Source organism: Limnochordia bacterium, from assembly GCA_023230925.1.
Taxonomy (GTDB): Bacteria; Bacillota; Limnochordia; order DUMW01; family DUMW01; genus JALNWK01.
In genome coordinates this window covers 12108-31802 of sequence record JALNWK010000002.1, presented here as the reverse complement: position 1 = coordinate 31802, position 19695 = coordinate 12108, and the positions used below count along the sequence as shown (strand labels likewise).

Sequence of the window (19695 nt, the reverse complement as noted above, 5' to 3'; positions counted from 1 at the left end):
TGGGTTGGGAAGCGAACCATTAATCAGCATTGGTGTGGTGACAAGGCCCCACGGGCGGAAGGGCGAGTTGAGGGTTAAGATTCTTACTGACTTTCCTGACCGATTCTCCTTATTGGAGCGTGTGTATCTGACGTTACCTGGGAGGATTGCCGAGTACGAAGTAAGTAATGTGAGGTATCACCAGGGTTTTTGCCTAATGCAACTGGTAGGCATTGACTCCATTGAGGAAGCAAACAAATGGGCCTTGGCGTACGTACAGATTCTCCAGGATGAGGTCATGCCCCTTCCCGAAGGTGCTTACTATATCTTTGATCTGATTGGATGCAGTGTAGTTACCGATGCCGGGGTGAAATTGGGTGAGATTGTGGATGTATTAACCACTGCCGCCAACGATGTCTATGTTGTCCAAGGCGAAGGAGAAGAGATCTTACTACCGGCAACGAAGGAAGTGGTCAAAAACATTGATTTATCCAACCGGAGTATTACTGTAAGTTTGCTGCCAGGTATTTTGGATTAGGTTAATCCGATGTGGTGATTGTGTGCATATTGATATTTTAACTCTATTTCCCGATATGTTTGTCGGTCCCTTTGATCAAAGTATGATCAAAAGAGCCAGGGAAGCTCATATTGTTGAGATCGAGCTATTTGATATCCGGGCCTTTGCTTTAGATAAGCACAAGACTACAGACGATTATCCCTACGGCGGAGGAGCGGGGATGATCATGAAGCCCGAACCCATCGTCCGTTGTTTGGACCATGTTCGGCACTTAAGGGAGGGTCTTGACGGCGAAGTGGTCTTGTTATCACCCCAGGGTGCCCTTTTCTCACAGAAGGTTGCAAAGGAGTTGGCGGCAAAGGAACACTTGGTTTTAATTTGCGGCCATTATGAAGGCATTGACGAACGGATTTATGAATATGTTGACAGGGAAGTCTCTATTGGTGATTATGTCTTAACCGGCGGAGAGATACCGGCGATGGTAGTGGTTGATGTGGTATGCCGGTTATTGCCTGGAGTCTTGGGCAGTGGTCCTGCGGGGGCCATGGATGATTCCATTGCCCACGGCCTGCTGGAGCATCCCCAGTACACTCGGCCCAGGGAGTTTGCAGGGCACGAGGTGCCAGAGGTTTTGCTAAGTGGCCATCATGCTCAGATTGAACTATGGCGACGCAAGGAATCCTTGCGAAGAACATTGTTAAAAAGACCTGAGTTATTACAGGCAGCCCCATTAGAAGAACGGGATCAGAAACTCCTTCAGGAGATTCGAGAAGAAGAGGGGTTGTTGGAGACTTAAGTAGGGAGTGAGTCGATTGGATCTGATTAAGGCGATTGAAGAAGAACAGATGAGAAACGATATACCGGAATTTCGGCCTGGTGATGCCGTGCGGGTTCATTTGCGCGTTGTGGAGGGTGAGCGCGAGAGAATCCAGATTTTCGAGGGTGTTGTGATCAAGAAAAGCGGCGGTGGTATCCGAGAAACCTTCACAGTCCGCAAGATAACCCAAGGGATCGGCGTGGAACGGACGCTGCCCTTACATTCCCCCAAAATTGCTAAGATAGAGGTTGTCAGAAAGGGTAAGGTACGCCGCTCTAAGCTGTATTACCTCCGGTCTAGGCGAGGGAAGGCTGCCCGCATTAGGGAAAGACGGTAGGCAGAAAGGATGGGACAGGTGGAGAAATCGGAGTTACTGGAGTTCATCGAAGCGCTTGTCATCGCGGTTGCCCTAGGTCTTTTCATTGTTATTTTCATTGTCCAGTCTTTCCTGGTGCAAGGACAATCCATGGAGCGGACTTTGACTGACGGACAACGGTTATTTGTGGATAAGATCACCTACCGATTCCGCGATCCTCAACGGGGCGAGATTGTCGTGTTTAAATACCCAAGCAATCCCTCCCGTAAGTTTATTAAAAGGGTCATAGGTATTCCAGGTGATGAGGTTGCAATCCGGGATAACACTCTTTATCTAAATGGAGAGCCCTTAGAGGAAGACTATATTACTGGTCCGACGCGTGGCATGTACGGTGCACCCACCTTTGGTCCCCAGATTGTTCCCGAAGGCCGTTACTTTGTCCTAGGGGACAACCGTACAAACAGTGATGATAGCCGCTATCCTGACGTGGGCATGGTCAAACGGGAGTTGATCGTCGGTAGGGCGATTGTCAGTTATTGGCCGCCTTCCCGATTGGGCTTGATGCGTATTCCAGGTTTGTTTAAGCAAAAGTCTACGGACTAAACCACTAGGTGGGTAACCAATGGGTTACCCATCCTTTTCTTCACGAAAATGAGGTTGATCCTTTGGATTTCAGCATTATTGAACGGGAGTACTTCGGCAGGGGAATGCAGTACATAGGCGGTATTGATGAAGCAGGAAGGGGACCTTTGGCCGGGCCGGTGGTGGCCGCGGTGGTATTCTTCTCCTCCTCCTGTCGGATCCCTGATGTAAATGATTCTAAGGCCCTAAGTCATAAGCGCCGAGAATTGCTTTATGATGAAATAAAGGCCAAGGCACTGGCCATTGGTATTGGCATTGTCTGGCCCGAGGTCATTGACCAGATTAATATTTTGCGGGCGACCCATCGCGCGATGGGAAAAGCGGTGGCAGAAAGCGGGGTTGAGCCGGATCTGCTCCTGGTTGACGGCTTACCGGTGCCTACATTGGATGCTGCTCCCCAGCTGGCCATTGTGAAGGGAGATGCCCTGTGCTTTTCCATTGCTGCCGCCTCCATTGTTGCTAAGGTGGAGCGGGACTGGATTATGATCGATCTAGAGCAGAAATATCCGGGATATGGGTTTGGTCAAAACAAGGGCTATGGTACCGCCGAGCATTTGCGGGCCATAGACAGATTAGGGCTGTGCCCCCAGCATAGACGAACTTTCTGTCACCGTCATCGGCAGGTAACGCTAGACCTTAGTTCCTAGCCTGGGTTTGCCTGCCCACGAGGTACAAAAAGGTGGGTGTAACCGGAACTAATAGGGTGGCGGCACTAACAACACCGGAATCATTAACCAATAAAGTCACAAGACTACTGATTAATGCTGCTTTAATCCCGGCGGAGATATAAGGGTTTTCCTGGGTTAAGGTCTTGAATATGGCTGGTGGTCTAAACATTAAAAGACCAATGACTCCTAAGGAAACCAGCAGGACTTGGCTCCAGATGGTATAACGCAGTAGTTTGATGTTTGTATTTAGCTTCCTTAGGATCGTGGAGGTAACCACATTGAAGTCCCCGTGCAGAAAGGACTGGGCAAAGCGGCCAAAATGTGAGGAACCGCTATCCTTCAGTGATAAGTCTACAAGTCCCATAAACCCCAACAGCAAACAGGTGGCCACCACTGCATAGCACAAGTGTTTCCAGGTAAGGGTACCATATCTAAGTAAAAAGAATAGCACAACACCGCCCATGGCCGCCGTAATTGCGCCACCGGTATTTGCACCGAGACTGGGTGTAGCGATCAAAAGCGCCGTGACTACGAGGATGACAATGGTAATTGAAAGCAGGACTCTGCGGCTGACCCGCGCCTTGAACCGTTCCATCATTACCGAAGTTCCTACCAAGGATGTTCCCACCAGTACCCCCATATATTCATTCCCTATTCCGTAAAAACGGGCGCCACCTAGTAAGTCATAGCCTAAAGGAGAGTAGATAAAGTGGGATCCTCCGGTGAGTACTTCAAACCACAAGACCCCAATGGTGACCAGGTAAATAGTTAAGAAAGAGCCAAAGGGGTGACGGTTAACCTTGGAGGCCAGAAGAACACAAAGGCTCCCGGTAACAAAGACGAACAGAAGACTACTACTGGTATTGGTTAGGTGGACATAGCCCAGGAGCAAAAAACCCAGGGGAATGGCGGAGATAAACTGGAGTACATAGCGGAGAATTACTTCCAGGTAACCGGTTAGGTTCTTGGTGAGGATCAGCAGGGCGTAAATGGAAAAAGTGATAATCACAAGGACAATAAAAGCTTTGATGATTGGTGCTCTACTCTGATTCACCGTCCGGGTGCGGTCCTTGATGGTGGAAAGATAAAGCATTTTTTCGGGAAGCTCCTCTTTGAGAGCGATCGGCCGGCCCATCACTTCCTTCGGGATTGGCAGATCCAGATGGGTCAAAATGGTGGCGGTAATGTCATAGTTGGCAATGAGGCCTATCCGTCTGGCCGTGGGGGAGTGGACAAGACCCTGGCGCCACTCGGGTCCAATTAGTAGGATCGGTGTGAGGGAGTTATCCTCTCTGGGTACTAGGCTAGCTAGGACGAGCAATGTATTATCGGGCAGCTGCTGGTGGAGCTTGCCAATATACCAGTCTAGTCTTTGAAGGGCATCGAAGACCAATGCCCCGTACCGTTCATCGGAGACAAAGATCCGTTGGCTATATAGCCTTGGAAGATCTCCCGGTTCGACCACCAACAGGTCGCTTTGTCCAAGGAGATCGAGACTCACAGTAAGTAGCTTGTAGTAATCAGTTCGATATCCATAGGGCCATACTGGATCCTCCATCAGTACATCTTGAACAGCACCAAGGGGGGTGATGCCTCTTTGGTTGGAGGTGATTAAAGCGTGGGCCCGTTGCTTTTGCCTGCCGGTGTCCGCATTTCCTACCACAGCACTTTGCAAACCGCCGTCGTAGATTGTCTGTCCAAGGGCAAAGGGGGTCACGGGGTATGCCAGGAGGGTACTTTGCTTAACCGTGCTTTCAATATAGGGTAACAGTACACCACCTTGGGGGGGGCTACCCCACAGTGAGGTCCAAATCTGGGTGGCGGTGAAGCCTCCTTGCAGTTCATCTGGTTCTAAGGCAAGTTCGGCATTAGCTCCAGCCCGCATCCTCGTTCCCGCAGCAATAGTAGCATAGGCGCAAGGTAGGTCTAGACTACCTCCCGTTCGATTATTCATTAAGCCTACAGTGTAATCCTCCGCCAGTTGGCGGATCGTTGGTGTATTTGCTGACATCAGATCATCGATGCCCACATAGCTAAGTAGGACAAGGACTACCTGCTTGCCCGAGGCGGGACTTGTGGTTACCAGCATGATGAGTAGAAGTGTAATCACCAATTTTGCCTTCATCTAATCACCTTAGCAGTTCATTGTAGATGTCTTCTTGGGCCTTTACAGCCAGGAGGACATTGAATTCTTTCTGTTGCCTTTTTTGGGCCTGTTCTGCCCTCAGCCAGAAAGGCCCAGGGTCTGTAAGAAACTGGGAGATGGCCCCACATAGGCTTCTAGGATCACCGGGGGGTACCAACGTACCACATCGACCGAAATCAAGGGCTTGGGGAATACCACCCACATGTGTGGCAATAATCGGAAGACCAAAGGACATGGCCTCAAGTAAGGTCAAGGGCAGTCCTTCTCGATGGGAGGGTAGTATCACCAGATCCACAGACTCCCAAAGGACCGACATATCCTTAACAAACCCCAGCCAGCGGAGCCGGTGATCCAAATCCAGACTAGTCCCTAGCCGCTGATAGGTGCAAAGTGCCGGTCCATCTCCGGCCAGATTCAGTAAGTAGGGTGGGGGATCGGTTTGCTCTAGCATCTTCAAAGCAGATAGCAAAGTATCGATTCCCTTACCCTGTAGCATTCGGGATGCTAAAAGAAACTGCTTTTGGTCATTGGCAGGTCTTTGCCGATGTGGCTGGGGTGCAACACCCCAAAGAAGTGATCGTACCTTTTGTGGCCCAAGCGGTATTAGCAGGGTTTCGATGGGCCTTGAAACCGCGATTAGTAGATCCAGCGGGGGCACAAACCGTTGGGCTAACCGGTAGATGAACATTTCCCTCTCCGAAAGCTCGTTGTGATAGGTACCGATCTTGGGGGTATCCATGCCCCAGGCGGCCAATTGACTCAGCAAAGCTGCTTTGTATCCGTGGGCATGGAGAAGAAAGGGCTTGTGACTACGGATGAGACTACGTAACTGGTAGACCCTCTGACCAAGCCTTTGGTAGTCTGCTGATACGTAATCAAAACCCATCCCTTCGATTTCAGAAGACAACTTAGGATCCCTGGGCCCAAAGACAGTGTGGTGGAACGTCTGTCTGTCGCTGTAGGCTAACAGTTCAAGTAAGTATTTGCGCATGCCTCCGGCAACGGGGCGGATGATCTGTAAGATGTGGTATTTGGCATTATTCATGGTTGTAGTATTACCAATATTGGAGGTTTATAAGACGATTTTCCAAGGTGATGTTCGCGGTATCTGCCACATTATCCTGTAGGATTAGCTTTTGTCGATGTGGTATAAGCTAAGTCCAGATACCGTTGATACCATGGAAAGGGGTAATCGTTGTGGTGGTACCTGGAGTGGTGCAAGCAAGGATCTATAACTGTCCCATCTGCAATGCAGATACGCCCCACATCGTCAAGGGCAAAAGAGGCGACGTCTTCGGACTGGAATGCAGCAACTGTGCCTCGGGCTCCTTGGTCAGACAGGATGAACTGGACAACTATGAAGTACAATGGGAAGAGGATTTGCGAAAGCTGTTGGAGAACCTTAGTGCAGAGTTCGAGGGAGATGAACAGCAATGATCGACATACAGCAGAAATTCCAGTAATAGAAAGAAGGAAAACACCGCTCCTATGGACAATAATCTACACACGGGGTTAATAAAGGCAAGGTTTGGCGTTGGGGTCACTTGTATTTCAATCTCCTTCTGATATAATCTAAGGAAAATGTAGGGGTGGAAAGTGATTCCAGTCTTAGGTCAAGTCGGTGACCAAAGGGATGTTGCTGACGTAATGTAAAGGGACGCCGCGATTTGCCTTTAGAGGGGTGGCAGGGGAATGAATGCTAAGGTCATCGAAATAGTCATGAACATGATCGAATTCGCATTAATGGATAATGAACACAACGATGGTATTGATATGGTTCAAGACCTAATTGAACAAGGCTACCAAATGGACGATATTGATGCAGCGTTTCAGTTCATCCTGAACCTTCCAGAGATTCTCAAGGAAAAGATGCAAAAACGTGATGTGGTAGATTGCCATGGTGATGCCATCAGGGTTTTCTCGCCACAGGAACGAGCAAAACTACGGGAAGATGCCCAAGAATGGTTACTAAGACTCTACGGTGCGAAGCTTTTGACCGCCGATGAGTTCGAGGCCATTCTTACCGAGGTAGATGTACTTGAGTTGGAGGAAGTGGGCGTTAGGGAGCTGAAATGGATTTTAAGTCAAGTGGTCGAGGATGAAGGAAGAGCTATCCTTCTTGCAACCACACCAATTCTTGGACCAGGTTCCAAAGATAAAATACTAGGTCAGTTAAATTAATAGAACTAGTGCCAGATTTTGGAGGTGGCAGTGTGTCGAAGTCGCTGGTTATTGTGGAATCCCCAGCGAAAGCCAGGACCATTAGCAAATTCCTAGGTAGGAACTATGTGGTCAAAGCATCTCAGGGAAATGTACGGGATCTGCCTCGCAGTCAGCTGGGGGTTGATGTAGATAATGGATATACACCAAAGTATATTACCATTCGCGGGCGGGGCCCGATTTTGCAGGACTTACGGAAAACCAGCAAACAAGTGGATCGGGTGTATTTGGCAACAGACCCGGACCGGGAAGGGGAGGCCATTTCCTGGCATTTGGCCCATGCCTTAGATCTTGATCAGAATGATGAGATCCGGATTGAGTTTAATGAGATTACGAAGCAGGCTGTTCAGGCAGCACTGAAACAGCCCCGTCAGATTGATCAACGTCTCGTGGATGCCCAGCAAGCGAGAAGGGTATTAGACCGGCTTGTGGGCTATAAGTTGAGTCCCCTGCTTTGGGCCAAGGTGAGAAAAGGTCTTAGTGCCGGGCGGGTACAATCGGTGGCTGTACGGTTGATTTGTGACCGTGAAGCCGAAATTGAGCAATTTGTCCCCGAGGAATACTGGACGATTGCCGCTTTCTTAGCCCGAGAGGATGGTCAGAAGTTCCAAGCCCAGTTACGTCGTAAAGCGGGCAAAAAATTTGAAATAAAGAATGAAACAACGGCAAATCAGGTATTGGCTGACTTGGAGAAAGCCGAATACATCGTTACATCGGTGCAGACAAGACAAAGACAAAGGAAACCCTCTGCACCCTTTATTACTAGCACCCTGCAACAGGATGCTTCAACGAAACTGGGGTTTGGCGCGCAAAAAACGATGCGGATTGCCCAGCAGTTATACGAAGGATTGGATATTGGTACGGCGGGGACTGTTGGTCTAATCACCTATATCCGTACCGACTCAACAAGGGTGGCTGATCAGGCCCAAAGCGAAGCGGCTGATCTAATTAGATCCTTATATGGTAAAGAATATGCACCTAGCCGTCCTCCTGTATATAAGTCTCGGGCTACGGCCCAAGGGGCCCACGAAGCGATTCGGCCCACCAGTGTGCAACGTTTGCCCGATGAAGTAAAGGAGCATTTAACCAGAGACCAATATCGTTTGTATAAACTAATCTGGGAACGGTTTGTGGCCAGTCAAATGGCACCGGCGGTGCTTGACATGATGTCAGTAGATATTGAGGCCTTTGACTATATGTTTCGAGCTACAGGCTCTACTGTTCGTTTTCCAGGTTTCACCAAGGCCCGGAGTGATTACACCTTTAAGGAAGAGCTGCTGCCTGACTTAGCCAAGGGAGAGAAGGTTAGATGCCAGAAACTAAAGCCGGAGCAGCATTTTACCAATCCGCCACCGCGCTATAGTGAGGCCATGTTAGTTAAGACCATGGAAGAGTTGGGGATTGGTCGTCCAAGTACCTATGCCCAGATTACGCAAACCATCCAGAAACGGGGCTATGTGGTTTTTGAGGACAAACGCTTTGTTCCCACGGATTTGGGCCAAGTGGTTGTCGCATTACTAACAGAACACTTCCCTGACATCGTGGATGTGGAGTTTACCGCCAACATGGAGGAGAAACTCGATGCCATTGAGTTAAATCAAGAGGACTGGACGAAGGTGATTGATGAATTTTACCAGCCCTTCGATGAAACTTTGCAGAAGGCCATGAGTTCGATCGAACAGATCGAAATCCCCGATGAGGTCACTGATGAGGTCTGTGAGAACTGCGGTAAGAATATGGTGGTCAAACATGGGCGTTTTGGGCCCTTCCTGGCTTGTCCGGGTTTTCCCGAGTGTCGGAATACGAAGCCGATTCTAGAAGAGGTGGGCGTGGACTGTCCCAAATGCGGTGGTCAAGTGGTGAAGCGGCGGAGCAAGAAAGGGCGCCTGTTTTATGGCTGTTCCAACTATCCAGAATGTGACTTTACCAGCTGGGTGGAGCCTACGGGAGAGAAGTGTCCTAAATGCGGTGAGTTTATGGTGAAAAGACAGCAGAAGGGTAACAGCTATGTCATTTGCAGCAACAAGGAGTGTAAGTATCGGCCCTAGGGTGGGGAGAAGAACGTGGATGGCTACATCGATGAGTTCATAGTATATCTACAGGCTGAGCGCAATTATAGTGAGCATACGGTAGTCGCCTACGCCCGGGATGTTGTGGATTTCCACGAGTTTTGTATCTCCTGGTTTGGTGAGGACTGTGTGGACATTAAGAAGATAGACCAGGATCTCATCCGTTGGTATCTTGCTTCCCTGTGGAGACGGGATCTGACCAAGACCACCATTGGGAGGAAGCTTGCAGCTGTCCGTGCCTTCTTCAACTATCTTTATACCCGGGGTATTATTGCTGAGAATCCCGCCCTGCACATTGCCCGTCCTAAGACCGAACGTCCCTTGCCCACAGTGCTCAAGGGCGGGGAGATTCAACTTTTGATGGAATCCTGTGATGATACTACCCTCGGTCAACGGAACCGGGCTATCCTAGAGCTTTTTTACGGGGCAGGGATTCGCCTAAGCGAACTTGCTTCTTTGCGATTACCACATTTAGATCTCTCCACAAAGCAGCTACGGGTCTATGGTAAAGGCCGGAAACAGCGCATCGCCCTATTTGGTGAGGAAGCTGCTCGCGCCTTAGAACGCTACATTAATGATGCGCGAAAGTGTCTATTGACGAAAAGTACGAAACAGACAAATATCCTTTTCCTTAATTACCGTGGTGGGTCCTTGTCCACCCGGGGCATCCAAAAGATCATAAAAAAACACGCGGAAACAGCCATTGCGCGAAATGATGTCTCTCCCCACACGCTGCGTCATTCCTTTGCGACGCACTTGTTAATTGGCGGGTGCGACTTAAGATGCGTACAGGAGCTCCTTGGACACGAGAAACTGTCAACTACTCAGATCTATACCCGTGTAGATAAGACTCATCTTAAAGCAGTGCATAATATGGCCCATCCGCGAAGCTAACTAGGAGGAATGCCCTATGACTACTTTCCATAGCACCACTATTGTGGCGGTGAGAAGAGGAGACTCCGCCGCTATTGCCGGAGATGGTCAGGTTACTTTCGGCGAGAAGACGATTATGAAGCACAAGGCCAAAAAGGTGCGTCGTCTTTACCAAGGGAAAGTGCTAGCTGGTTTTGCCGGAACTGCCGCTGATGCCTTCACCCTCTTCGATAAGTTCGAAGGAAAACTGGAGCAGTATCACGGCAACTTAACCCGTGCCGCGGTGGAACTGGCCAAGGAATGGCGGACGGATCGCATGCTCCGTCAGCTGGAAGCTCTCCTGGTTGTAATGGATCAGGAGCACCTGCTTGTCATTTCAGGAACCGGTGAGATTATTGAGCCCGACGATGACTTTATTGGCATTGGGTCCGGAGGATCCTATGCCCAGGCGGCTTGTCAGGCTTTGTTCTTGCATACGGATCTTAGTGCTGCAGAGATTGCCAAGGAGGCTATTCGGATCGCGGCAGGTATTTGCGTGTACACAAACGAGAATATTACAGTGGAAGAATTATTAGGAGGCGCGTAAGCATGGAATTTACTCCTAAGGAGATTGTTGCCGAACTAGATAAGTATATCATCGGCCAGGAAAGTGCAAAACGGGCTGTAGCAGTTGCCCTGCGCAACCGGTACCGCCGCCTGAAGCTACCCGATGAATTGGCTGAGGAAGTGGTACCAAAGAACATCCTCATGATAGGTCCAACCGGTGTTGGTAAGACCGAGATCGCCCGGCGCCTATCTCGCCTTGCCAATGCGCCATTTATTAAAGTGGAAGCCACCAAGTTTACCGAAGTTGGCTATGTAGGTCGGGACGTGGAGTCTATGATTAGGGACCTCCTGCGGATAGGCATTAGTATGGTAGAGACGGAGAAAATGGTCCAGGTGGAGGAAAAAGCCAGGGTCTTAGCCGAGGAACGGCTTTTGGATTTACTAGCTCCGTTGCCAAGGAGCAGGAAGGCCAAGGGCCCGTTTGATGCATTCTTGCAGTTATCCGGTCAACGGGAGAGCTTATCTGAGAATGAAGAGCAAGAGCCGCACAAAAGGGAGCAGATTGTTCAGTTTCGCCAGGAGATGGAAGATGCCTTAAAGAAGGGCGAACTGGAAGAACAGCTGGTTGAACTGGAGACCGAAGATCGGGCCCTGCCGGTTTTTGAGATTTTTACCGAATCCGGTGTGGAGGAACTAGGTGTAAACTTTCAGGATGTGCTCGGGGATATGATGCCCAAGAAAAAGGTTAAGAAGACACTACCGGTGAAAAAGGCTCGTCAGCTACTGATCCAGGAGGAAGCCCGCAAACTGCTGGATCATGATGAAGTTGTTGCTGAAGCGATTCATCGAGTGGAGACCTCAGGCATTGTATTCCTGGATGAGATCGACAAAATTGCCCAGGCGGGTTCAACCCACGGTCCAGATGTCTCAAGAGAAGGGGTCCAGCGGGATATTCTCCCTGTGGTGGAGGGCTCCACGGTGATGACCAAATACGGCCCGGTAAAGACGGACCATATCCTGTTTATTGCTGCAGGCGCCTTTCATACAGCAAAGCCTTCTGACTTGATCCCTGAGTTGCAGGGGCGTTTTCCCATTCGGGTAGAGCTATCTAGTCTAACTGAAGCCGATTTCATCCGCATCCTCACAGAACCCCAAAACGCGTTGCTCAAGCAGTATCAAGCGCTGCTAGCCACAGAAGGTGTCACGGTGGATTTCACCGAGGAGGCCATCAAGGAGATATCATCCATTGCCAGACTAGTAAACGAGGGAACTGAGGATATTGGTGCTCGCAGGTTGCATACAATTATGGAGAAACTCCTAGAGGAACTCTCCTTTGCTGCTCCAGATCTTAGTGGGCAAACAATAGGGATCACCAAAGAGTATGTCGTGGACAAATTAGGTAGTATTGTTGCAGATCAGGACCTGAGTCGTTACGTATTGTAATCCTTGATGAAGAAGCATCATGCCGTTTGAAGCCCTCGGGAACAAGCATGGCTAATGGGGCATATTTTTAGAGCAAGGAGCTTCCTTGCGTCAACGATCCAATCGCACCAAAGGAGAGGCAGGTACCAGCCCCTCCCTTGGTGAACATGATTCCTGCTGCCTTCCACGGCAGGGCGTATGGCTTTCCTTTTACATTTTCCGGTCCGTGCTAACCTCAGGTAGCTCCAAGGAGGTCAGCCGAGCCACACTGCGGGAAATCGGCTTGTATACGGCAAAGGTAACGCCGGAGTTAATAACAGCCTTGATTAAGTTAAAGGGGATAATGATGGGCACCAACATGGAGACCACCGTTTCCCGAGGAACGCCCATGAAATATACTGTAAAGATCAAGTTCAATGGGATCATCATCAAAGTCATGGCCAGTGAACCACAGATTAGGGCAAAGATCGCGTTAATCCGGGTCCGCCGGGCCTGGTACATTAGCCCAGCCACCACGACGAAGGTACCGGTGGCCACAATGTGCATGAGAATACCAATCCAACCACTTCCTGCTGAGACAGTCACGCCTTGCAGGATCGACACAACGATAGTCAAAAGCAAGCCACTCCAAGGACCAAACAGAAAAGTCCCGATTAAGATTGGCACATCAGCCATATCGTATTCTAGGAATGGTGCTGCAGCAAAGAGTGGGAAGCGGACTAAATACATGAGTACAACAGACACTGCGGCCAACATGGCCAATGTTACCATTTGATGAATAGAATCTCTTTTCACCTTGCAAACCTCCATGCTCAAATGAATTGATGCTGGATGGCAAAAAGAAAACGCCCCACTTTCGGGGGGCGCGAGAAGCAACCATATGTTATACTTCGCTTCTCTCATCCGGACTATACCGTCGGCACCGGGATCTAACCGGTTCAGCTTACGCTCGCGGGCTCATCAGCACTAGGGCTGCTTTACCGCCGGTGGGGATTTCCACCCCGCCCCGAAGCATCAATTACATTATAATGAGAGTAGGCATCAAGGTCAATACCCCCGCGCCCTGTGAGTAATCCTTAATTCGAGAAAAGGCATATTACGGCTCTCTGCTTGAAGCCGGCATTATCTAAGGAAGAATGCGCGGTATGTCCGCGTTTGCCTTGGGATACGACAAGTGCTTCCGATGATTTTGGTTTGCTCGCTCTATTTGGATATAATGTCAATTCATGGGGTACAATAATGCGAGATAAGCGAGATGATTTCAGAGTGAGGGGGGTAACAGGGCCTGTTTCCTGTTGTGCTAGGTACCCGAAAAGGCATGGGACCGGGGGCCCATTGATGAAAACCCGCGGGTAGAGCCTGGATTGAGAGTCTGCAGGATTAATCGATTCTTAGTTGAATACTTCTCCAGAACACATTAAGTTGAGCAAGGACGCAACTGTAGAAAAGTTCAGGAGCGATCAAGTAGCGGCGGTATAGCCGTGCCTAATCGGGAGGTGTATGTAAGGATGTTAGCGTATGGAGTCATCACAGGGAAGGACTCAGATGTAGTACTCGCAGGTGCAGAGTTTTCCGATATAGATTCACTGGTGCTCATCGTTGATCACTATTGCCTTAATCCGTTGTGTTCCTGCGAAGATGCGGTGCTTGAATTCCTAGCACATGAGGAAAGTCTGCGAAGACTATTCTTAGTCTCTGTTGATCTCAAGACGTGGGCAGTTACCAAGAAAGAAGTAAATGGCGTTACTACTCGTGTATACAACAAGATCCTCCAAGAGTTCACTTCGGGTATTCTCCCGGATGTAAAGGATGACATTCTGGAAAGACGGCAGAAAGCGCGGCAATACGGACGCGAAAACCCCGCCGAGTTTATCCCGGTTCAGACGATTGCTGATCAGGGCACTATTGGCTATGCGGAATTACACCCTGAAGCCAACCCCGTTATATTTCGTATGGGGGATACGGAGTACTTGGTGGACGATCAATACTGTTCCGATCCAAAATGTCCATGCGAGTCCGTGGTTCTTAGTTTTATAGACCTTAAGCGTCGGAGACCCTCCCTTGCGATCAATATGAAGTTGAATCCCAGAGGACGATACGACTATGAGATTCTTGATTGCTCCATGCCGCACAGGCAAGTGGCTGCCTTTGTTGATAGCTTTATGAGGGAGAAAGGGAGTCACTTCCCTGAGTTCAAACGCCGATACGATGAGCTTAACGCCATTGGTGCCGAGGTTCTGAGGAAAAACCGAGTTCAGCCACCGCGAAGAAAGACGAAAGTAGGGCGTAACGATCCTTGTATTTGTGGGAGTGGTAAGAAATATAAGCACTGTTGTGGTAAATAGTCCGGCAGGTGACTGCGGTGGTTAGCCGTTGTACGAAGGCCCGGGTATTTAGTGTTGGAGATGGAGAGTCCCTCGGGCCTTGGTCCTAAATATGTGAGCGAGGTTGCACCGGATGGATCTAGCAAGTCGAGAGCTTGTCAACGTGAGGAATACTATCACGTTTTGGCTGGCTTATCTAATCTGGGTCTGGGTTTATGCCCGGATCACAAAAAACGTCTAAAAGCCCGTCTTAGCCATTCCGCGATTTATTGATATTGCACTTTCTTTGTGATATACTACTTATCGGTGTAAATACACACGCTTTGTGACTCTGTTGGGGGTGCCGATTCGGTGCCAACTGAGGAAGAGCAAAGCGGAGGCAAACCAACTTGAGAAAGGAGGTGGACGAATGGCTATAGTTGGCATGAAACAGCTATTAGAAGCCGGCGTTCACTTCGGTCACCAAACTAGGCGATGGAATCCCAAAATGAAGGATTATATCTTTACTGAGCGAAATGGGATTTACATCATTGATCTGCAGAAGACTGTAAGGAAAATTGACGAAGCCCATAATTTCATCAAGGATACAGTAACAGATGGTGGGTCTGTGCTTTTTGTGGGAACGAAAAAGCAGGCTCAGCAGACGGTTGAAGAGGAAGCTGCCCGTTGCGGCATGTTTTACGTCAACGAACGATGGTTAGGTGGTATGCTGACCAACTTCCAGACGATCCGCAGTCGGATTGAATATATGAAGAAGCTGGAGAGAATGGAAGAGGACGGTTCCTTTGAAGTTCGGCCTAAGAAGGAAGTCTTGCAGCTAGTTAAGGAACGGACTAGGCTACATCGGTTCCTCAAAGGGATTCGAGACATGGATGAACTGCCAGACGCAATTTTTGTGATTGATCCGCGGAAAGAACGGATTGCTGTTGCCGAGGCGCGTAAATTGGGAATTCCTGTGGTGGGAATTGTGGATACTAACTGTGATCCCGATGAAGTGGATTATATAATTCCCGGTAACGATGATGCGATTAGGGCCATCAGGCTATTGACCAGCATCATGGCCGATGCAGTGCTCGAAGGAAAAGAAGGCTTCCAAGATGCTCAGCTTGAAGAAGAACAGGCCAGCCCGGAGCCGGAGGTTGAGGTTGTGGAAGTCACCGAGGATATGTTCAAGGAAAAGGATGTAGCGGCCCAAGGGGAGTAATAAAACGATGAAGAGCCCGGGCGATTTGGTGTCGTCACGGGCTTTTTTTGTGAGGAGGTTCAACAAGATGCAAGTTACAGCTCAATTGGTAAAGGAACTTCGGGAGAAAACAGGAGCCGGTATGATGGATTGCAAGAAGGCCCTGGTATCAACTGAGGGTGATATGGACAAGGCTATCCAGATTCTAAGGGAAAAGGGCCTTGCCGATGCTGCGAAGAAGTCAGGGCGGATCGCAGCAGAAGGTGTTGTGGATGCATATATTCATATGGGCGGTCGTATTGGCGTGTTGATCGAGGTTAACTGCGAGACGGATTTTGTTGCGAAGACAGACGACTTCAAGGAGTTCGTCAAGAACATGGCCATGCAAGTTGCTGCATCTAATCCCCTTTATGTTAGCAGAGACGAAGTGCCAACGGACCTACTGGATAAGGAGCGGGAGATCTATAGGAATGCGGCGCTAAATGAAGGCAAACCGGAGAAAATCGTGGAAAGAATTGTAGAAGGTAGAGTGGAGAAGTACTATAAGGAAGTCTGCCTACTGGAACAGCCCTTCATTAAAGATCCTGACGTTTCCGTGGAGCAGGTGCAGAAGGCACTGGTAGCCAAACTAGGTGAGAATATTGCAGTGCGTCGTTTCGTCCGCTGGGAGCGGGGCGAAGGTCTCGAAAAGCGGGAGTGTGATTTGGCTGCAGAAGTTCAGGCACAAATAGAAGGAAAATAAGTATTGGGAGTGGAAAACATGGGAGAGCCAGTCTATCATCGTATCCTGCTAAAGCTCAGCGGAGAGGCGATGGCAGGTGCTTCCGATAGCGGCCTGGACCTGGACGTCGTCGGGTTTATTGCCAAGGAGATTGTTAAGGTCGTGCAGTTAGGTGTTGAGATCGCGGTGGTGGTTGGAGGCGGGAATATCTGGCGTGGTGCTCCTGCTTCTGCCCGGGGGATGGACCGAGTGACTGCCGATTACATGGGCATGTTGGGTACTGTGATCAATGCATTGGCATTGCAGGATGCGTTGGAGAACCTTGGTATTGAGACTAGGGTGCAAACAGCAATTGAGATGCGTGAAGTAGCGGAACCATACATACGCCGTCGGGCAATCCGTCATTTGGAAAAAGGTCGAGTTGTCATTTTCGCATCGGGAACTGGCAATCCCTATTTTTCAACGGATACTACAGCGGCCCTGCGGGCGGCGGAGATTGAAGCAGAGATCCTTCTAATGGCCAAGAAGGGTGTGGACGGGGTCTATGATTCGGATCCACGGCATAATTCCAAAGCGGTTCTCCTTACGGAACTCAGGCATATGGATGTGCTGCAACGGGGCCTTAAAGTGATGGATTCAACGGCTACGTCCCTATGTATGGATAATAACATCCCAATTATGGTTTTCAATTTTAGTGTTGCGGACAACATAATTCGTGCCATTCTTGGAGAAAGGATTGGTACACTGGTGGGGGGGAAGGTGAATGGATAGTATACTTAGCGAAACAAGGGAAAAGATGGATGGTGTCATTGAGGCATTAAAAAGAGAGTTTGCCTCAGTAAGAACGGGACGGGCAAACCCGAGCCTGCTTGACAGGATGATGGTTGATTACTATGATGTGCCGACACCGCTACGGCAAATTGCTAACGTATCGGCACCGGAACCACAGTTGCTTGTAGTTCAACCATACGACAAAACCTCTATATCTGGTATTGAGAAGGCGATTCTCAAATCGGATCTAGGCCTAGTTCCTTCTAGCGACGGGAACGTAATTCGTCTAGCTATTCCACCCTTGACTGAGGAACGGCGAAAGGATTTGGCTAAGCTGGTGGCCAAAGAGGCTGAAGACAAAAGGGTTGCGGTCCGCCACATTCGTCGAGACGCCAATTCCCAAATCAAGGCTGCGGAAAAAGACGGGGATCTTCCGGAAGATGAGAGCCGGAAAATGCAGGATGATGTACAGAAGTTGACCGATGAGTACATTGAGAAAGTAGATGAACTCCTCAGCAAGAAACAACAGGAGCTGATGGAAGTCTGATGGATCTTAATGTCGTTGGGATGAAACTTGATGACGTACAAACGATGGCCGCCTGTTTAGGGCGGCATCCTGCTATTATCCGTATTACCCGGCCACCGGGTGAGCATGATAGCGATGGTGGAGTGCTGAGGGTTGTAGCCCAGCGTAAAGAAGATTCCGATCAATGGGTATTGGTCTGCGCCAATGAGATGGAAGGAGCCTCTTAAGCCCTTGGGGCGATGCTACTTCATCAATGGGTAAACAATGCCCGTTATCTTGCTGTTGGGGGGTGGAGGGCCACCACAGGACGGGGTTTTGGTGGCTGGATATGCATGAGGTCATTGTGGAATAAGCTGGTTGATCTGGTCAAATGGAAGAAACCCGATAACATACCACATCATGTGGCTGTAATCATGGATGGCAACGGGAGATGGGCCATCAGCCGAGGTTTTGCCCGTACCGAAGGGCATCGGATGGGGGTAAAGTCCCTGCGCCAACTGGTGGAGGCTGCAGGGGAGATCGGGATTAAGTACTTAAGCGTGTATGCCTTCTCTACTGAGAACTGGGCTCGCCCCCAGGAGGAAGTAGATTTCCTTATGGAGCTCTTAAAGGAAGCGATGGATGAATACCTACCTGAGTTAATCGAGAACAATGTTCGGGTTAAGGTTATCGGACGTAAAGAAGGACTAGACCAATCAATCCTTGATTCCTTTCACAATGCTGAGACGGAAACCGTCCGGAATGATGGACTATACTTGAACATAGCCTTTAACTACGGCGGTCGGGCAGAGCTTGTGGATGCGGTTTCCAGTATAGTCCGAAAGGTGATGGCCGGGGAGATTACACCTGAGGATATAGACGAGGATCTTCTTTCCCAACATCTTTATCTACAAGATCAACCCCCTCCTGATCTTCTGATTAGAACCGGAGGGGAATACAGAATCAGCAATTTTCTTCTCTGGCATATTGCCTATACAGAGCTGTATGTTACTAAGATCCAGTGGCCTGAATTTGGTCGTCGGGAGCTATGCCAGGCTGTAGATGCATACAGCAGACGTAAAAGACGCTTCGGACAGATCTAGACTCGAGTTTTCAATGGGGAGGTGAACGCGCATCTCCTTTCTACGGGGATACGCTGTGCGATGGGTAAGCTTGGCGAGGGACAGCTTCTGAAGCGAACTCTAACAGCTGTCGTTGGTGTGCCGTTATTACTAGGAGTTTACTATGCAGGTGGATGGGCCTTGTTTGGCCTGTTAACCTTACTTATTATTGTGTCGGCAGGTGAACTGTGGAGGATGTTTTTCCATCTAAGTTCTTCACCTAGTCGAGCCGATCTGATCATTGGAGGCCTAAGCCTACTATTGGCCGCATATATTAGTACCAAATACCAATATGCCGTCAGTGGCGCGGTGGTTACGGCACTTTTTTTCTTTTTTGCGGTCAAAGAACTGGTAACTCGCTCCAAACTAGGCACAGAGCGGGTGGCATTGGCTCTTTTAGGCAGTGTCTACGTTGGTCTTTACTCCTACCTGTGGTTGCTTCGCGAGATGGAGCCCAATGGTCGTCGCTTCTTGTTTATGGTGGTTCTGATCATCTGGGCCCAGGATATCGGGGCGTACTTTATCGGTATTGCACTTGGAAAGCATTCCCTGGCCCCATCTATTAGCCCTAAGAAAACCATTGAAGGTGCCTTGGGTGGATTGGCGTGTGGGGTAGTTGTAGGGGGATTGCTTGGTCTAGTATGGGGTATGGCCTCAAAAGGTTTACTTCTTGGCGTTGCTGCTGGTATAGCGGGACAGATAGGGGACTTGGTAGAGTCTGCGTTGAAGAGGGGAGCGGGCCTAAAGGACTCAGGTTCCATCCTCCCCGGACACGGAGGGCTTTTGGATCGGTTCGATAGTCTGATGTTTGCCGCACCTATCGCATACTTGCTTTTGACGGTGCTGTCGGGGTGA

22 protein-coding genes and 1 riboswitch are annotated in these 19695 nt (G+C 49.5%); of the genes, 19 read left to right on the top strand and 3 right to left on the bottom strand.

Going from position 1 to position 19695, the window contains the following annotated elements; genetic code table 11:
* The first annotated feature begins 4 nt into the window (after nucleotides 1–4).
* From rimM to M0Q40_00570, 5 genes are all read left to right on the top strand, one after another.
* On the top strand, nucleotides 5–517 hold the full coding sequence (gene rimM, locus M0Q40_00590) for a ribosome maturation factor RimM (GenBank protein MCK9221118.1): 513 nt from the start codon (nucleotides 5–7) through the stop codon (nucleotides 515–517).
* Nucleotides 518–572: 55 nt separating this feature from the next.
* Nucleotides 573–1292 carry a tRNA (guanosine(37)-N1)-methyltransferase TrmD gene (gene trmD / locus M0Q40_00585; protein MCK9221117.1) on the top strand — a complete coding sequence of 240 codons (720 nt, stop codon included), beginning with the start codon at nucleotides 573–575 and terminating at the stop codon, nucleotides 1290–1292.
* Nucleotides 1293–1341: 49 nt separating this feature from the next.
* Nucleotides 1342–1650, top strand: a complete 309-nt coding sequence (rplS, locus tag M0Q40_00580; protein MCK9221116.1) for a 50S ribosomal protein L19 — start codon at nucleotides 1342–1344, stop codon at nucleotides 1648–1650.
* 9 nt (nucleotides 1651–1659) lie between these two features.
* Nucleotides 1660–2232 (top strand): signal peptidase I, encoded by a 573-nt coding sequence (gene lepB, locus M0Q40_00575; GenBank protein ID MCK9221115.1) that lies wholly within the window; start codon nucleotides 1660–1662, stop codon nucleotides 2230–2232.
* A gap of 62 nt (nucleotides 2233–2294) precedes the next feature.
* On the top strand, nucleotides 2295–2918 hold the full coding sequence (locus tag M0Q40_00570) for a ribonuclease HII (GenBank protein ID MCK9221114.1): 624 nt from the start codon (nucleotides 2295–2297) through the stop codon (nucleotides 2916–2918).
* Here the strand turns inward: M0Q40_00570 and M0Q40_00565 are convergent.
* Together M0Q40_00565 and M0Q40_00560 are read right to left on the bottom strand one after the other, a co-directional pair.
* Nucleotides 2908–5049, bottom strand: a complete 2142-nt coding sequence (locus tag M0Q40_00565) for a hypothetical protein (GenBank protein MCK9221113.1) — start codon at nucleotides 5047–5049, stop codon at nucleotides 2908–2910. The two genes, M0Q40_00570 and M0Q40_00565, sit on opposite strands and share 11 nt — an antisense overlap.
* A gap of 19 nt (nucleotides 5050–5068) precedes the next feature.
* Nucleotides 5069–6076, bottom strand: a complete 1008-nt coding sequence (locus M0Q40_00560) for a glycosyltransferase (protein ID MCK9221112.1) — start codon at nucleotides 6074–6076, stop codon at nucleotides 5069–5071.
* Between the two features lie 206 nt (nucleotides 6077–6282).
* On the opposite strand from M0Q40_00560, the gene M0Q40_00555 reads away from it, so the two are divergent.
* The 6 genes from M0Q40_00555 to hslU all read left to right on the top strand — a co-directional run bounded on the left by M0Q40_00555 (nucleotide 6283) and on the right by hslU (nucleotide 12236).
* Entirely contained in the window at nucleotides 6283–6522 is a 240-nt protein-coding gene (locus tag M0Q40_00555) for a hypothetical protein (GenBank protein ID MCK9221111.1), read from the top strand.
* A 255-nt stretch (nucleotides 6523–6777) separates the two neighbouring features.
* Nucleotides 6778–7266, top strand: coding sequence for a DUF494 family protein (locus M0Q40_00550; protein MCK9221110.1), 489 nt, complete (start codon nucleotides 6778–6780; stop codon nucleotides 7264–7266).
* 32 nt (nucleotides 7267–7298) lie between these two features.
* Nucleotides 7299–9353 (top strand): type I DNA topoisomerase, encoded by a 2055-nt coding sequence (topA, locus tag M0Q40_00545; protein ID MCK9221109.1) that lies wholly within the window; start codon nucleotides 7299–7301, stop codon nucleotides 9351–9353.
* A gap of 15 nt (nucleotides 9354–9368) precedes the next feature.
* Nucleotides 9369–10268, top strand: coding sequence for a tyrosine recombinase (locus M0Q40_00540; GenBank protein MCK9221108.1), 900 nt, complete (start codon nucleotides 9369–9371; stop codon nucleotides 10266–10268).
* 16 nt (nucleotides 10269–10284) lie between these two features.
* Nucleotides 10285–10833: an ATP-dependent protease subunit HslV gene (gene hslV, locus M0Q40_00535; GenBank protein MCK9221107.1), complete on the top strand. Its 549-nt coding sequence runs from the start codon at nucleotides 10285–10287 to the stop codon at nucleotides 10831–10833.
* Nucleotides 10834–10835: 2 nt separating this feature from the next.
* Nucleotides 10836–12236, top strand: coding sequence for an ATP-dependent protease ATPase subunit HslU (hslU, locus tag M0Q40_00530; protein MCK9221106.1), 1401 nt, complete (start codon nucleotides 10836–10838; stop codon nucleotides 12234–12236).
* 189 nt (nucleotides 12237–12425) lie between these two features.
* Here the strand turns inward: hslU and M0Q40_00525 are convergent, their stop codons facing one another.
* Nucleotides 12426–13025, bottom strand: a complete 600-nt coding sequence (locus tag M0Q40_00525; GenBank protein ID MCK9221105.1) for an ECF transporter S component — start codon at nucleotides 13023–13025, stop codon at nucleotides 12426–12428.
* A 77-nt stretch (nucleotides 13026–13102) separates the two neighbouring features.
* A riboswitch (FMN riboswitch) is annotated at nucleotides 13103–13233 on the bottom strand.
* A 490-nt stretch (nucleotides 13234–13723) separates the two neighbouring features.
* On the opposite strand from M0Q40_00525, the gene M0Q40_00520 reads away from it, so the two are divergent.
* The 8 genes from M0Q40_00520 (at nucleotide 13724) to M0Q40_00485 (ending at nucleotide 19695) form a co-directional block, all read left to right on the top strand.
* Nucleotides 13724–14560, top strand: a complete 837-nt coding sequence (locus M0Q40_00520; GenBank protein MCK9221104.1) for an SEC-C domain-containing protein — start codon at nucleotides 13724–13726, stop codon at nucleotides 14558–14560.
* A 388-nt stretch (nucleotides 14561–14948) separates the two neighbouring features.
* Nucleotides 14949–15743: a 30S ribosomal protein S2 gene (rpsB, locus tag M0Q40_00515; protein MCK9221103.1), complete on the top strand. Its 795-nt coding sequence runs from the start codon at nucleotides 14949–14951 to the stop codon at nucleotides 15741–15743.
* Nucleotides 15744–15810: 67 nt separating this feature from the next.
* Nucleotides 15811–16464, top strand: coding sequence for a translation elongation factor Ts (gene tsf, locus M0Q40_00510; protein ID MCK9221102.1), 654 nt, complete (start codon nucleotides 15811–15813; stop codon nucleotides 16462–16464).
* Nucleotides 16465–16482: 18 nt separating this feature from the next.
* Nucleotides 16483–17214, top strand: a complete 732-nt coding sequence (pyrH, locus tag M0Q40_00505; GenBank protein MCK9221101.1) for a UMP kinase — start codon at nucleotides 16483–16485, stop codon at nucleotides 17212–17214.
* The gene (frr, locus tag M0Q40_00500) at nucleotides 17207–17761 is read left to right on the top strand and encodes a ribosome recycling factor (protein MCK9221100.1); all 555 of its coding nucleotides are present in this window, start codon (nucleotides 17207–17209) and stop codon (nucleotides 17759–17761) included. Before pyrH ends, frr begins: the two co-directional genes overlap by 8 nt.
* Nucleotides 17761–17967, top strand: coding sequence for a hypothetical protein (locus M0Q40_00495; GenBank protein MCK9221099.1), 207 nt, complete (start codon nucleotides 17761–17763; stop codon nucleotides 17965–17967). Before frr ends, M0Q40_00495 begins: the two co-directional genes overlap by 1 nt.
* A gap of 105 nt (nucleotides 17968–18072) precedes the next feature.
* Nucleotides 18073–18822, top strand: coding sequence for an isoprenyl transferase (locus M0Q40_00490; protein MCK9221098.1), 750 nt, complete (start codon nucleotides 18073–18075; stop codon nucleotides 18820–18822).
* A gap of 60 nt (nucleotides 18823–18882) precedes the next feature.
* Nucleotides 18883–19695: a phosphatidate cytidylyltransferase gene (locus M0Q40_00485; protein MCK9221097.1), complete on the top strand. Its 813-nt coding sequence runs from the start codon at nucleotides 18883–18885 to the stop codon at nucleotides 19693–19695.